The sequence below is a fragment of the Methylopila henanensis genome (assembly GCF_042681025.1).
Lineage (GTDB): Bacteria > Pseudomonadota > Alphaproteobacteria > Rhizobiales > Methylopilaceae > Methylopila > Methylopila henanensis.
Map to the genome: position 1 here is coordinate 26,331 of NZ_JBHUER010000003.1, position 13,561 is coordinate 39,891.

The 13,561-nt window shown below is 70.9% G+C and carries 12 protein-coding genes; 3 read left to right on the forward strand and 9 right to left on the reverse strand.

The genetic code is table 11. The annotated features are described in order from the left end of the window. Positions 1-122: 122 nt before the first annotated feature. The 5 genes from ACFSCV_RS04790 to ACFSCV_RS04810 are packed head-to-tail and all read right to left on the reverse strand — an operon-like array spanning position 123 to position 4,810. Positions 123-875: an NTP transferase domain-containing protein gene (locus tag ACFSCV_RS04790; RefSeq protein ID WP_378797531.1), complete on the reverse strand. Its 753-nt coding sequence runs from the start codon at positions 873-875 to the stop codon at positions 123-125. Continuing rightward, positions 872-1,996: a dATP pyrophosphohydrolase gene (locus ACFSCV_RS04795; protein WP_378797533.1), complete on the reverse strand. Its 1,125-nt coding sequence runs from the start codon at positions 1,994-1,996 to the stop codon at positions 872-874. Before ACFSCV_RS04795 ends, ACFSCV_RS04790 begins: the two co-directional genes overlap by 4 nt. Further along, positions 1,993-3,114 (reverse strand): LptF/LptG family permease, encoded by a 1,122-nt coding sequence (locus ACFSCV_RS04800; protein WP_378797535.1) that lies wholly within the window; start codon positions 3,112-3,114, stop codon positions 1,993-1,995. Before ACFSCV_RS04800 ends, ACFSCV_RS04795 begins: the two co-directional genes overlap by 4 nt. Positions 3,115-3,125: 11 nt before the next feature. After that, positions 3,126-4,388, reverse strand: a complete 1,263-nt coding sequence (locus tag ACFSCV_RS04805) for an LptF/LptG family permease (RefSeq protein WP_378797536.1) — start codon at positions 4,386-4,388, stop codon at positions 3,126-3,128. Continuing rightward, positions 4,373-4,810 carry an HIT family protein gene (locus ACFSCV_RS04810; RefSeq protein WP_378797538.1) on the reverse strand — a complete coding sequence of 146 codons (438 nt, stop codon included), beginning with the start codon at positions 4,808-4,810 and terminating at the stop codon, positions 4,373-4,375. The genes ACFSCV_RS04805 and ACFSCV_RS04810 overlap by 16 nt, the downstream gene beginning before the upstream one ends. Before the next feature lie 108 nt (positions 4,811-4,918). On the opposite strand from ACFSCV_RS04810, the gene ACFSCV_RS04815 reads away from it, so the two are divergent. Genes ACFSCV_RS04815 through ACFSCV_RS04825 form a run of 3 tightly spaced genes read left to right on the forward strand, consistent with a single transcriptional unit; the run spans position 4,919 to position 7,969 of the window. Beyond that, the gene (locus ACFSCV_RS04815) at positions 4,919-6,061 is read left to right on the forward strand and encodes a CDP-alcohol phosphatidyltransferase family protein (protein ID WP_378797540.1); all 1,143 of its coding nucleotides are present in this window, start codon (positions 4,919-4,921) and stop codon (positions 6,059-6,061) included. A 10-nt stretch (positions 6,062-6,071) separates the two neighbouring features. Continuing rightward, entirely contained in the window at positions 6,072-7,004 is a 933-nt protein-coding gene (locus ACFSCV_RS04820; RefSeq protein WP_378797542.1) for a diacylglycerol kinase family protein, read from the forward strand. Between the two features lie 11 nt (positions 7,005-7,015). After that, positions 7,016-7,969, forward strand: coding sequence for a hypothetical protein (locus tag ACFSCV_RS04825; RefSeq protein WP_378797543.1), 954 nt, complete (start codon positions 7,016-7,018; stop codon positions 7,967-7,969). Here ACFSCV_RS04825 and spt read toward each other — a convergent pair. The 4 genes from spt to ACFSCV_RS04845 form a co-directional block, all read right to left on the reverse strand. Then, entirely contained in the window at positions 7,887-9,197 is a 1,311-nt protein-coding gene (gene spt, locus ACFSCV_RS04830) for a serine palmitoyltransferase (protein WP_378797545.1), read from the reverse strand. The two genes, ACFSCV_RS04825 and spt, sit on opposite strands and share 83 nt — an antisense overlap. A gap of 1 nt (position 9,198) precedes the next feature. After that, positions 9,199-9,450, reverse strand: a complete 252-nt coding sequence (locus ACFSCV_RS04835; protein WP_378797547.1) for an acyl carrier protein — start codon at positions 9,448-9,450, stop codon at positions 9,199-9,201. A gap of 494 nt (positions 9,451-9,944) precedes the next feature. Continuing rightward, positions 9,945-11,657 carry a fatty acyl-AMP ligase gene (locus tag ACFSCV_RS04840; protein ID WP_378797548.1) on the reverse strand — a complete coding sequence of 571 codons (1,713 nt, stop codon included), beginning with the start codon at positions 11,655-11,657 and terminating at the stop codon, positions 9,945-9,947. Positions 11,658-11,767: 110 nt separating this feature from the next. Beyond that, the gene (locus ACFSCV_RS04845; RefSeq protein ID WP_378797550.1) at positions 11,768-13,531 is read right to left on the reverse strand and encodes an ABC transporter ATP-binding protein; all 1,764 of its coding nucleotides are present in this window, start codon (positions 13,529-13,531) and stop codon (positions 11,768-11,770) included. Between the last annotated feature and the right edge of the window lie 30 nt (positions 13,532-13,561).

The following is a 13,561-nucleotide window of genomic DNA, read 5'->3' on the forward strand; positions in this document are numbered from 1 at the left end:
TCCCTGAGTGAAGAACGAGGCAGGACGGCGAGCCCCGTAATTTTACGGGGGCCGGACCGGCGGCGGCGCGGCGCGCCTGTCGCGAAAGGCTGGGGCGGAGAGGTTTTTAAGGCGTCGAGCGTTCAGGCGCGGGCGGCGTCCTGCTCGACGATCCGGCGCACGAGGATCAGGTCGTCGGGCTTGTCGACGTCGATCGCGGCGCGGCCGAAGGGCAGCTCGACGATCCCGGCGGTGCAGCCCGCCATCTCCTCGATCCGCCGCACGGCGTAAGCCAGCGTCAGCCGCCCCGCGAGATGGGCGAACACGGCGCGCAGGCCGAGCCGGCGGAGCAGCGTCAGCGGCTTCTTGCGCTCGTTCTCGACGATCTGCCAGAGCTGGATGGCCCTGAGCGCCTTCAGGTCGCGCAGGTGGAACAGGTTGCAGCCCGAGAAGCGGCCGTCGCGGAAGCGCAGGAAGGTCCGCTTGGTGTCCGGCGCCGCCGCCATCACGTCGCGGTCGCGCGCGAGGCCGGCGACGACGTCGACGTCGGGCAGGTGATCGAGGAAGTAGCGCACCCAGTCCGGCTCGAGCAGCGCGTGGTCGGCGGTCGTGACCAGCAGCGGGCCGCCGAGCGCCTCCAGCGCCTCGCCGACGCTGCGGCTGACCGAGGTCGACGACCGCAGCACCTCGACGCCGGGCAGCGTCACCAGCTCCGGCCGGTCGATCGAGACCGCGATGCGGTCGATCCGGCCGCTCGCCCGCAGCGCCGCGATCACCCGCTCCAGCATCGGCGTTCCGCCGATCGGGATCAGCGCCTTGTGGCTGACGCCCGCGAACTCCGCCAGCGGATCGCGTCCGGGGCGCACGCCCGCCAGCACGAGCGCGGTGCGGGTCATGCGAGCGCCTTGGCGTAGAGCCGGTAGGTCTTGTAGGCGCGGCCGTCGGACAGCGCCTCGCCCATGTGCCGCATCGGCAGGTTGCTTTCGAGCACCCACGACATCTCGACCCGGTCGATGCCGCGGCGGCGGCCCTCCTTGCGGAACTCGTCGAAGATGTAGATCGGCATGGCGCGGCCGAGGAAGGAGCGCGAGTACTCCTTCCGCACGCCCATCAGCGCGACGCGGCCGCTCGTGTAGGTCATGCGCTTCAGCCGCCAGATCAGCTTCGCCCAGTTGAACGGCAGCAGCTTGCCGCCGAAGTCGGAGATCATCTCGTTGAGGTTCGGCAGGCCGACGCCGAAGGCGGCCGGGCGGCCCGACACCTCGACGATCCACAGCAGCCGCTCGTCGATCAGCAGCTTCAGCGATTTGGCGAGGTGGTCGAGCTCCTCGGGGCTGAACGGCACGAAGCCCCAGTTCTCCGACCAGGCGTCGTTGAAGATGTCGATGACGGTCGCGATCTCGGCGTCGTAGCGCTTCCAGTCGAGATGGCGCACCACCACCTCCGGCGGGCGCGGGCGCTCGATGATGCGCTCGATCGCCTTGGGGAACGGCTCGCTGGTGCGGTGGAGATAGGCGAACAGGTCCATCGCCTTGGCGTAGCCCTGCTCCTCCACCCGCGCTGCGACGTAAGGGGCGTCGTGCGGCATGAACAGCATCGGGGGCGTGTCGAACCCATCGACCAGCAGGCCGCATTCCTCGTTGATCGACAGGTTGAACGGCCCGCGCGCCTCGGTCCGGCCCTTGGCCTTCAGCCAGGCTTCGGCGGCTCCGAACAGCGCGGCGAAGACCGCCGGGTCGTCCTCGGCCGCGAGCAGGCCGAAATGGCCGCAGTCCGCGACGCGGTCGTCGCTCTGGGCGCTGATGCGCCCGACCGGCTCGCCGCCGCGCCAGGCCATGAAGAACTGCGCCTCGACGTGCTTGAACAGCGGGTTCTTCGCGGGCGACAGCGACTCCCGCCGCTCGATCGTCAGCGGCGCGACATAGTTCGGTTCGCCCGCCTGCAGCCGCTGCGGCAGCGTGATGAAGCGGTCGAGGTCGCGCTTGCCCTCGACCGGACGGACGTCGATCGCGCTCATCGGCTGGGTTCCGGCAGCAGGTTTCCGGCGGCGCGGCTCAGCCGCGGGCGGGCGAGGCCGCGCTCCATCCGGAACAGGTTGAAGGCGCCGATGGCGGCGAACAGGATCACGCCCGACCACGCGCCCACGACCGGGCTCAGCACTCCGGCGCCGCCGAGCGAGGTGAGCAGGCCGTCGGTGAGCAGAAAGGAAAGCCCCAGCCCCAGGCCGACGAAGACGTAGCGCGCCGAGCGCGCGTCGCGCCAGTTCAGGAACGCGGCCGGCATGGCGAGCAGCAGCATCACCGCGACGCCCATCGGGCCGGCGTAGATGCGCTGGATCAGCGTCGCGTAGAAGCTCGGCGGCGCGTTCGCCACCCGCTCGCCCGCGAGCACCTCCTGCGCCGAGTCCGACGACATCAGCCCGCCCGGCGTCAGCGCCGCCACCGCGTCGGCCGGCGTCAGCGTCGTCCGCCACGGGCCGTCGGCCGGGGTCTGGACGTTGAAGCTGTCCCGCAGCCAGGAGGTGTGGGTCGCGCCGACGAGCGTCCAGCGTCGCTTCTCGTAGCGCGCCTCGGCGGCCGTGGTCCGGCCGATCGCCACCTTCTCGGCGTCGCGGTCGTAGACCTTGAGGTTCACGAGCGTCCGCCCGCGGTCGCGCAGGCCTTCGAACGAGATGATCTGGTCGCCGAGCCGGAGCCAGGCGGGCTTGTCGGAGTGGATCTTGGGGTCAGGGCCGGCGGCCCACCACACCGCAAGCGAGCGCTGCGTCTTCGGCAGCACCACGTCGAGCAGCGCGCACTGGGCGACCGCGAGCACGAAGGCGCCGGGGACCATCAGCGCGAACAGCTCCCACGAGCTGCGGCCCGCCGCCCGCATCGCGACGATCTCGCTGTTGCGGGCGAGGAAGGCGAGCGCCGCCAGCGCCCCGATGAGCGCGCCGAGCGGCAGGGAGTGGGCGATCAGCGTCGGGGTGCGCAGCGAGAGATACTCGATGAAGCCGGCCGCGCCTTCGCCGCGGTCCAGGATGTCGCCGGCGTTGTCGACGAGGTCGAGCACCTCGGCGATCGCCGCCAGCATCAGCGTCGCCGTGACGGCGAGCGCGAAGAAGCGGAAGCTGAGATAGCGGAGCAGGCGCATGGAGCGGACCTTCAGCCCTTCGCGGCGGCGCGGCGCAGCCGTCGAAACGGCGCGAGGATCGCGTTCCCGATCGCGGCGGCGACCGCGTTGACGCGGTCGAGCATGCGCGACAGCGCGGTGTCGCCGGGCCGGTCCGTGCTGGTCGCGAACAGCCAGAACGAGATCGCCGCCAGCGCCGCGAGCGGCGCCCAGCAGGCGATGATCGCCGGCAGCACGCCCTTGTGCGCCAGCGTCTCGCCGACCTGGGCGAGGTTCTGGAACGCCAGCAGCAGGGCCGCCGCCAGGGCTATGTTGGCGAAGCGGCTCTGCCGCCGCATCGTCATGCTGAGCGGCGCGATCAGGATCGGCAGGAAGATCATCGCGAGCGAGCGCACGATGCGGGCGTGGAACTCCGCCGAAAGCTCGCGATAGGGCTGCACCGGCGCGGCCGCCCCCATCTCGGACCACAGCTCGGTCATGGACAGCTCGCGCTCGTCGCTGCCGCGGGGACGGAACGGCGGGGCCTCGAGCGCGAACTTCTTGTCGAACACAAGCTCGTTGAACCGCGCCGAGCTCGGGCGGCCGCCGACCTCGGCGTTGCGCAGCACGAAGCCCTTGTGCAGCCGGAGCTGGAGCTGCTTGCCGTCCGGCGTCACCTCCAGCGTGCCGCCGGCGGCGGTCGTCAGCGTCTCGCGGCCGTTGGCGCGGTCTTCGATGAACACGCCCTTGAGCCGGCGTCCGGTGTTGTCGACCTCGTCGGCGGTGACGGTCAGCCCGTCGCGGACCGAGATGAAGGTCGCGGCCGGCGCGTGCGCGCGCCAGGCGTAGGTGACGGACTGGTTCAGTATCTCGCGGTAGGCGTAGCGGCTGTAAGGGTCGAGGAAGCCCATCACCACGAGGTTCGCGAGCGCCAGCAGCACGCCGAGGCCGACGAGCGGCTTCACCAGCCGCCAGACCGAGACGCCGGTCGCTATCATCGATTCGAGCTCGGCGCCGTTCGACATGCGCGAGAAGGCCGAGAACACGCCGAGCGCGAAGGCCGCCGGCGCGGCGAAGCCGAGATAATGCGGGATCAGGTTCGCCGACAGCGCGAAGACGAGGATCACCGGCGCGCCGGCGACCGCGAGCACGTCGACGATGCGCAGCACGCGCTCCATCAGCAGGCCGAGCAGCACCACCGTGAGCGCGATCAGCATCGGCTTCAGCGTGAGGCCGATGACGTAGCGCTCCAGCAGGCCGCTCGGAAAGAACGACGCCCGCTGATCGGAACGGAACAGGTTTACGCTGAGGGCCAACGCCGGAGGATCTCGTTCTTCAGGGAATCGATGGCGGCGGCGTCGAGCTCCGGCCCCTCGCCGAGCGCGGGCGGGCCAGGCCAGCCGGCGTCCCGGAAGGCGAGGCCGGCGAAGTCGCGCGGCGTCTCGTGGCGCGGGATCACGTGAAAATGCACGTCCGGGTCGACCATCATCAGCATCAGATAGTTGATCCGGTCATAATCCGTCACGGCCTTCAGCGCCGCCTCGATCTGCGGCACGAGCGTCCCGAGCTCCGCAAAGGCCGCGGCGCTCAGCCCGCCGAAGGCCTGCGCCGGCTCCTTCGAGACCAGCACCAGCGACCCGAAGCCCGGCTGCTTCGGCCGCACCTGCACGGACCACAGCTCCGTTTCCCGGATCGCGGTGTGAGGATAGCCGAATTTCGTCATCGTGGCGTTGGGCATGGGCTCCGTCTGCGGAAGGGCTCGGATCGAACGAGGCGGGTGGCAGGATAGGCGTTTGGCCGCTAATGACACGTCCGGACAAGCGAACGCGAGGCAAGCGACTTTATCATGACCAACGACAGCCGCACGGCCCCGGCGCGCATGGCGGTTCTTCTCGGCCGGTCCGACGTGCGCATCTGGGGCATGAGCTCCGCCGAGCGGCTGACCCGCCAGCTGAACCGGGCGGGCGTCGCCGAGGTGCGCGACACGCTCGACGGCCTGCCCGCCGACGCCGACGTGCTGCTGCTGCGCGTGGACTACGCCTTCGAGCAGCGGCTGGTCGACGCGCTCGCGGTCCGGCCCGGTGCCGCGCTGCTCGCAGGGACGGAGCCGGTCGCGGCGAACGTGCGGGGCGCCGATGCGCCGGCGGTCGCGGCGGCCCTCCTCGCGGGCGACGCATCGGCGCTGCCGGCGGGTGTGGAGCGGCTCGATTCCGAAGGCCTCGCGGGCTCCTACAACCGCAAGCTCCGCAAGCGCGAGATCGCCTATCTCATTCCGCTGAACGAGCGCACGGTGGACGACGTCGAGGCCCGCAGCTTCGCCGGCTCCTACAAGGGCGTGACCGACTTCGTCACCAAATACGTCTGGCCGAAGCCGGCCCGGATCGTGACCAAGTGGTGCGCCGAGCGCCGCATCACCCCGAACGCCGTCACCTATGTCGGGCTCGTGCTGGTGTTCGTGGCGCTGTGGGCGTTCTGGAACGGCTTCTACCTGTCCGGCCTCGTCGCGGCCTGGATCATGACCTTCCTCGACACGGTCGACGGCAAGCTCGCCCGCGTCACCATGACGTCGAGCGAGTTCGGCAACGTGCTCGACCACGGCATCGACCTCGTGCATCCGCCGTTCTGGTGGCTCGCCTGGGTGATCGGCCTGCCGGCCGCGGGCTTCTCCGGCGACTACGCCGGGCTGATGATCGCGATCATCTTCGGCGGCTACATCCTGCAGCGGGTCGAGGAGGGCATCTTCCTGCGGCTGTTTGGCATGCACATGCATGTCTGGCGGCCGTTCGACAGCTTCTTCCGGCTGATCACCGCGCGGCGGAACCCAAACCTCGTGATCCTGACCGCCGCGACGCTGGTGGGGCGGCCGGACGTCGGCATGTGGCTGGTGGTGGTCTGGATCGTGCTGAGCTTCCTCGTCCACACCGCCCAGATCGTCCAGGCGCTGATCGCCAGCCGGCGCGGGCCGATCACCTCCTGGCTCGACGCGTAAAGGTCGGGCCATGCCGAAGCTCGGCGTCGTCGCGAACGGCCGGAGCTGGCGCAACGCGCGCGCGAAGCGCGCGCCCGCCGCGCCGCCCGGCGTTCCCTTCGAGGCGCCGGAGACGATCGACGGCTACGGGCCGGCGATGGCCCGGATGCGGGAGGTGGGCGTCGACGTGATCGCGGTCGCGGGCGGCGACGGCACGCTGCGGGACGTGCTGAGCGCGCTGGGGCCGGCCTATGGCGAGCGCCTGCCCGAGATCGCGCTGGCGCCTCTGGGCAAGACCAACGCCGCCGCGGGCGACGTCGGGAGCGTGGGCCACCGCCCGGACGCGCTCGCGCGGCTGTCGGCTGCGCTCGCCTCCGGCGCGAGCCTGAAGCGCGCGGTCCGGCGACCGCTGGAGGTCTCGGCGGACGGGCGGGCGCGGCAGGGCTTCGTGTTCGGCTTCGGCGCGTTCGAGCGCGCGACGCGGCTCGTCAACGAGCAGGTGCACAGCCGCGGCTTCGCCCAGCGGCTCGGCGTCGCGGTCGGGATCGCCGCCGCGGTCCGGGCCGCGCTCTCGGGCGCCGAGCGCGCGGAATGGCGCGCGGGCGTGCCGGCCGCGATCGGCCCCGCCGGCGCGGAGGCGGAGGAGCGCGCCGCCTTCTTCTTCCTCGCCACCACGCTGGACAAGCTGATGCTGGGGCTCTGGCCGTTCTGGGGCGAGGGCGACGGCGCGATCGACCATGTGGTCGCCGACGCGCCGCCGCCGCGGCTCGCCGCGGCGCTCCCCGCCATCGCGCGCGGCCGGCCGCGGCCCTGGATGCGCGACAGCTACCGCAGCGGCCGCTCGGACGCGCTCTCGATCTCGTTGCGCGCGCCGTTCATCATGGACGGCGACACGTTCCGCCCCGGGGCCGACGGCCGCGTGGAGCTGCGCGCCGCCCCGCCCGTGACCTTCCTCTCCTACTGACGGTCCGCGCCATGACGACGCCCGCCGAACCCGGCCTCGAACGCCTCGCCGCCGCGGTCGCCGAAGAGCTCGCCGCGCCGGTGGTCCCTGGCGTGCGCCGCTTCGCGGCCGAGCTCGCGGCGCGCTCCGGCGGCCGCGCCGCGGGCGTGCTGTTCTACGGCTCGGCCCTGCGCACCGGCGCGACCGACGGGCTGCTGGACTTCTACGTGCTGCTGGACGACCTCGCGCATTGGGACGCGGGCCCCATGGCCCGGCGCGCCAACGCCACGCTGCCGCCGAACGTCGAGTACGCGGAGAGCGCAGGCCCCGATGGCGGCTTGCGCGCCAAGATCGCGATCATGACGGTGGCGCAGTTCCGCGCCCACGCGCGGGCGCTCAGCCGCGACACCACCATCTGGACCCGCTTCACGCAGCCGGCCGCGCTCGCCTTCGCGCGTGACCCGGATGCCGCGCGTGAGGTCGCCGAAGCGGTCGCGGTCGCGGTGCGCTCGGCGGCGTGGTGGGCGGCGCTGCTGGGTCCCGAGAGCGGGACGGCGGCGGAGTTCTGGTCCGGGCTGTTCCGCCGGACCTACGCCTCGGAGCTTCGGGTGGAGAGCGCGGCGCAGCCGTCGGCGATCGTCGAGCGCGCGCCGGAGCGCTTCGCGCGCATGCTGGAGCTCGGCTGGGAGGCCGCGGGCCTCGGCTTCGCGCGCGACGGGGCGCGGCTGACGACGGCTATTCCGGAGCGGGAGCGTCGGAAGGCGGAGCGCGCCTGGGGGCTTCGCCGCCGCCTCGCGAAGCCGCTCAATCTGGCGCGGCTCGCGAAGGCGGTGTTCACGTTCTCAGGCGGCGCCGACTACGTCGCCTGGAAGATCGAGCGGCACTCGGGCCACCGGATCGAGGTCACGCCATTCCAGCGCCGGCACCCACTGCTGGCGGCAGGGCCCGTGCTATGGCGGCTGTGGCGCCAAGGCGTTCTGCGCTGACGGCGGCGGCCGGGAACGGGCACACGTTGTTCTCGGCCGGCAGCAGGCCGAACTCGCGGCCGATGCGGGTCATCAGCGCGACCGCGAAGTCGATGTGCTCGTCCGAATGGGCGGCGCTCACGCTCGACCGCAGGAAGGCGGACGAGTTCGGCGTCGCGGGCGGCAGCGCGAGGTTGAGGTACATGCCCTCCTCGAGCAGGCGCTTCCAGAACGCCACCGCGATCTCCGGCTGGTCGATGATGACCGCGACGATCGGCGAGCACTCGGGGCCGACATGGAAGCCGGCGTTGCGCAGGCCCGCGTAGAAGCGCTGGCTGTTGGCCGTGAGCTTGTCGCGGCGCTGGGGCTCGGCGCGCAGCGTGCGCAGCGCCGACAGCGTCGACGAGACGATCGCCGGCGGCAGCGAGGCCGTGAACATGTAGGGCCGCGAGGCGAGGCGCAGGATCTCGAAGCCGTCGAGGCTGGAGACGCAGAAGCCGCCGACGCTGGCGAGGCTCTTCGAGAAGGTGCCGACCACGAAGTCGACGTCGTCCTCGACGCCCTCGCGCTCGGCGAGGCCGCGGCCGTGACGGCCGAGCACGCCCATCGAGTGCGCCTCGTCGACCATCAGGTAGGCGCCGAACTCGCGCTTGACGTCCACGAACTCCTTCAGCGGAGCCGTGTCGCCCAGCATCGAATAGATGCCCTCGACCACGATCAGCTTGTCGCCGGGCTGGTCGGACAGGCGCTTCAGGCGCTTGGCGAGGTCGTCCGGGTTGTTGTGGCGGAAGCGGACCACCGGCGCGTGGCCGAGGCGCGAGCCGTCATAGATCGAGGCGTGGCTGTCGGCGTCCAGGAACAGATGGTCGTCCTTGCCGACCAGCGTCGAGATCATGCCGAGATTGGCCTGATAGCCGGTCGAGAACACCATGCAGTGCTTGTGGCCGTAGAAGTCCGCGAGCTCGCGCTCCAGCTCCTGATGGCCCTTGTAGCTGCCGTTGGCGATGCGCGAGCCGGTCGTGCCGGTGCCGTGGCGGCGGATCGCGTCGATCGACCGCTCCTTGGCCGCCTCGTCGAAGGTCAGGCCGAGATAGTTGTTGGTGCCGAACAGAAGAGTCCGCTTGCCGTCCACGACGCCTTCGACCGACGAGACGATGTCGTCGAATTTCACGGCGAACGGATCAGCTCCGACTTCCCTGAGACGATCATAGCGGTCGGTGAGCGCCGCGAACTTTCCGAATATCGACATATCACGCATTACTCCGCAGCGTTTCGATCGTCTTCGCGAGATCGTCGACGGTCACGACGCTGGCCATGTCATGCAACGGTATCGAGATGTCGAACTTGTCCTCGAGCGCCATGCAGAAGTTCATCACAGCTATTGAGTCGAGTCCAAGATCGTTCACGATGTTCATTTCCGTCCGCAATTCGACCCGTCGGTTGATGACTGACTCAAGAACGTCCTCGATGTCAGCAATCAACTGGTCTTTATCTTCATTCATCTTCCCGACCTGCCGGGCACTTACGCGACCCATACTTATGAAGGCCGCAAAGTATGTAGTTGTCGCCGATCTGTAAAGTTCGCCCCCAAACGGCTAAAAAGCCATATTAATCAGATGCTTACGTTCGAGAGCGGCGGCTGGCGCCGCCGGTCCGGTCTTCCTCGTCCGCCGGTCCGTGCTCTGACGGACACAGTGACGTGAGTCCTGTCGGGCCCCGCGGATCGGCGCCTGGGGCGGCGGCGGCAGGGCGCGGTCCGGCTCCTGCCGGGGCGTCTCCGGGCCCCGCGCCGGCTGTCGCCGGACCCGGTCAAAGCCCTGAAGATTGAGGAAACGACGGCGATGGTTAAAAAACGGTCCACGTCCCGTCGCGTGGGAGACGAGGGGACGGCGCGGCGTGCGCCGGCGCCTCAGAGACCGTGCGGCGGCGCACCGGAGGCCGTCTCTGGGGCGCGCCCGCCGCGTTTCAAGATGAAATATTTCGTTGCCGAATGTGTTCAGGCCTCAGCCGACTTCATGGCCAGAAACAGCTCGCGGGACCGGCTTCGGCTGAGTTTTCCCGACGAGGTGACGGGCAAGGCGTGCGCCCCGACGATTCGCACGGTCACGGGAACGCCGAACCGCAGCCGCAGCAGGCTCGCCACGTCCGTCGCGAGCTTCTCGCGGATCTCCGGCGCGCTGGCGCGGCACTGCACCAGCGCGACCACGTCCTCGCCCTCGTCGGCGTCGACGGAGAACACGGCGACGTCGCCGCTGCGGACGCCGTCGAGCTCGCTCTCGACCGTCCACTCCATGTCCTGCGGCCAGACGTTGCGGCCGTTGACCAGCACGAGGTCCTTGGCGCGGCCGGTGATGACGATCTCGCCGTCGGCGAAGTAGCCGAGGTCGCCGGTGTCGAGCCAGCCGTCGCGGATCGCGGCCTCGGTCGCCTCCGGCTCGCGATAGTAGGCCGTCATCAGGCTCGGGCCCTTCGCGAACACCTGCCCGACCTGACGCTCGGGGAGGGGAGCGCCGGCGGCGTCGCGCACCTCGATCGCATGGTCGTCGAGCGGGCGCCCGCACAGCACGAATTCGCGGGTGCGGGCCTCGGCCGTCGCGGGGGCCGCCGCATGCCCGCTTTCCAGCCGGTCGAGGTCGACGGTCTCGGCGCGCATGCCGCGCCGGAGCGGCGCGAAGGAGAGCGCGAGCGTGGCCTCCGCCATGCCGTAGCTCGGCACGAAGCTCTCCATGCGGAAGCCGTGGGCGGCGAAACGGTCGGCGAAGCGGCGCAGCACGTTGGGCCGGATCATGTCGCCGCCGATGCCGGCCGCGCGCCAGGTCGAGATGTCGAGCGCGCCGAGGTCGAGCGTCGCCGCGCGCTGGACGCAGAGCTCGAAGCCGAAGCTCGGGCTGTAGGAGATCGTCGCCCTGTTCCGCGCGATCAGCTCCAGCCACATCATCGGCCGCCGGGCGAAGTCGCGGGTCGAGAGGTAGTCGACCGAGAGCCCCGCCACGACGGGGGTGAGCATGAAACCGACCAGTCCCATGTCGTGATAGAACGGCAGCCAGGACACGCAGCGGTCTGCGGGCGTTGTCTCCAGCCCGTCGCGGCTGATGCCGGTCGCGTTCGCCATCAGCGCGCGGTGGGTGACCATGATGCCCTTCGGGAAGCGCGTGCTGCCCGACGAGAACTGCAGATAGGCGAGATCGTCCGGCGAGGGCGGGGCCAAGTCGGCGGGCGCCGCGGCCTCCGGAATGTCAGCGACGGTTCCGGAGAGCTTCAGCGGCAGGCCGGCGGCGGCCTCGTCGAGCCAGTCCTTCAGCGCGGCGGGCGCGAAGGCGGCCGCGGCGTCGGCGCATTCGATCATGCGGCGGATGTGGGCGAGATAGTTCTCCCGGCCGCCGAAGGCCATCGGCAGCGGCATCGGGGCCGGGATAAGCCGGGCGTAGCCGCAGGCGAAGAACAGCCGCGCGAAGTCGGCCTCGGTCTCCGCGATCAGCGCGACGCGGTCGCCGGGCACGAGGCCCGCCGCGAGCAGCCGGGCGCCGAGCGCCCGCGCGTCCTCGCGCAGCCGCGCATAGGGCAGGCTTTCCAACAGCGCGCCGCGCGCGGAGTAGAAGTCGAAGCCGCGATCGCTGGCGGCGGCCGCGTCGAGCGCGTCGAGGATGGTCGCTTCCGCGGCGGCCCCAGGGGCGGAGGTCGTCGCGTCGGGGCTCAGGCGGTCGGTCATGTCAGGCGCATCGTCCGGATTCTGGGGCGGAGGACGCGGTCCGCGGCCGAGGCGCCGCCGATCGCGCGCACGGCCTCAGGGGCGGCCGCCGCCGTTTCGGCTTTCGTCGATCATTCCGCGGCCCGCCTGTCAACGCTCACGACCCGGCCCTCCGCCAGATGGACGACGTGATCGGCGGCGCGGGCCCATGCCGGCTGGTGCGAGATCGCGAGCACCGTCAGCCCGGTGTCGCGCGCGAGCTCTACGACGTTGCGCACGATGTTGGCCTCGGTCTCGGGGTCGAGCGCGGTGGTGGCCTCGTCGAGAATCAGCAGCGCGGGCCGGTGGATGAGGGCGCGCGCGATGGCGATGCGCTGGCGCTGGCCGCCGGAGAGGCGGGCGCCGCGTTCGCCGACGACGGTCTTGAGGCCCTCCGGCAGGCCGGCGACGAAGTCGCTCGCCCCGGCGGCCTCGAGCGCGCGCGCCACGTCGGCCTCGTCGAACTCGGGCTGGCCGAGCGTGACGTTGGCCTCGAGCGTGTCGTGGAACAGGATCAGGTCCTGCGGCACGTAACCGGTCATCCGACGCCACGCGACGATGTCGATGTCGCCGAGCGGCGTCCCGTCGATCAGCACCTCGCCGGACTGCGGTTCGTTCAGGCCGAGCAGCAGGTCGACCGTAGTGGTCTTTCCGGCGCCGGATCCGCCGGTGATCGTGGTGACGAGGCCCCTCGGAATCTCGAAGGTGGCGTTCGCGATCACCGGCCGCTCGGGATCGTAGCCGAACGTCACCCCACGCATCGCCGCGCCGAGGTCGAAGGTCGGTCGCGCGCCGGCATGGGCGGTCTCGCGGGCCGCGCGTGCGAAGTCGATCGCGTCGGCGACCGACACGAACCCGGCCTCGGCGATGCGCACGGCCTGAAGCCCCTGTTGGGCCTTGCCGATGGTGGTGACGGTGCGCGCGAGCAGCAGCGACATCACCAGCACCTCGCCCGCCGGCAGCTCCCAGACCACGAGGGCGAAGTAGATGCCGACGGCGAGGCAGAAGGCGAGGATCGGCTCCTGCAGCGCCTTGGTGGCGTGGCGTGCAAAGGACTGCTTGCGCTGCGCCCTGCGGATGACCTCGGCGTCGCGCTCGAACAGCGCCTGGAAGCGGGCGTGCCGCCCCATCGCCTTCATCGGCTTGATGCCGACGAGCAGGTCGGTCAGGCCGCCGATCATCCGCTTGAGGTGGCGGTTCTCCTTGCGCGCGGTGCGCTTCGCGATCAGCACGAAGCGGTTCAGCGTCAGCACCATCACGAGCCCGACGCCGAGCGACAGCACGCCGAGCTTCCAGGACACCGCCATCACGATCGCGACGTAGGTCGCGACCTGGATCAGCTCCGCGGTCAGCAGGGCGGCCTGGTTGTAGGCCTCGCCAGCCTGATGCGACTCCGTCGAGAGCGCGTTGGCGAAGCGCCCGACTGGCTGGCGGACGTAGAACGACCACCGCGCCGCGAGCAAAGCGTCGATCAGGTCGAGGCGGACCTTGACGGCGACGTCCGCGACGGCGCGCCCGACCTGGTGCATGGCGATCAGTATCAGGCCGGCCTTGAGCGCCATGCCGATCACCAGCACGAGCAGGAAGAAGCCGATCGTCGGCTCGACGCCGAGGCCCCGGACGAAGGCGAGCGCCTGCGCGGTCGACCCCGAACCCGAGCCGCCGTCGCTGATCAGGGTGACGAGCGGCAGCAGGCTCGCGATGCCGAGCCCCTCGGCGATTCCCGCGAACACGAGGCAGACGAGGGTCAGGACGGTGCGCCGCGCCGGGATGATCGAGGCAAGCCGCAGCATCGACCGCCACAGGCGCCGGGGCGTCTTGCGCGAAGAGGCTGGCGAGGGCGAGTTGGTCGGCACGCGATCCATTCCGTACGGAGACCGTGAAGC

Bases quoted from the DNA above. Each gene is read 5' to 3' on its own strand.
- ACFSCV_RS04790 (WP_378797531.1), bottom strand. From the start codon at position 875: ATGACCCGCACCGCGCTCGTGCTGGCGGGCGTGCGCCCCGGACGCGAT.
- ACFSCV_RS04795 (WP_378797533.1), bottom strand. From the start codon at position 1,996: ATGAGCGCGATCGACGTCCGTCCGGTCGAGGGCAAGCGCGACCTCGAC.
- ACFSCV_RS04800 (WP_378797535.1), bottom strand. From the start codon at position 3,114: ATGCGCCTGCTCCGCTATCTCAGCTTCCGCTTCTTCGCGCTCGCCGTC.
- ACFSCV_RS04810 (WP_378797538.1), bottom strand. From the start codon at position 4,810: ATGCCCAACGCCACGATGACGAAATTCGGCTATCCTCACACCGCGATC.
- ACFSCV_RS04815 (WP_378797540.1), top strand. From the start codon at position 4,919: ATGACCAACGACAGCCGCACGGCCCCGGCGCGCATGGCGGTTCTTCTC.
- ACFSCV_RS04820 (WP_378797542.1), top strand. From the start codon at position 6,072: ATGCCGAAGCTCGGCGTCGTCGCGAACGGCCGGAGCTGGCGCAACGCG.
- ACFSCV_RS04825 (WP_378797543.1), top strand. From the start codon at position 7,016: ATGACGACGCCCGCCGAACCCGGCCTCGAACGCCTCGCCGCCGCGGTC.
- spt (WP_378797545.1), bottom strand. From the start codon at position 9,197: ATGTCGATATTCGGAAAGTTCGCGGCGCTCACCGACCGCTATGATCGT.
- ACFSCV_RS04835 (WP_378797547.1), bottom strand. From the start codon at position 9,450: ATGAATGAAGATAAAGACCAGTTGATTGCTGACATCGAGGACGTTCTT.
- ACFSCV_RS04840 (WP_378797548.1), bottom strand. From the start codon at position 11,657: ATGACCGACCGCCTGAGCCCCGACGCGACGACCTCCGCCCCTGGGGCC.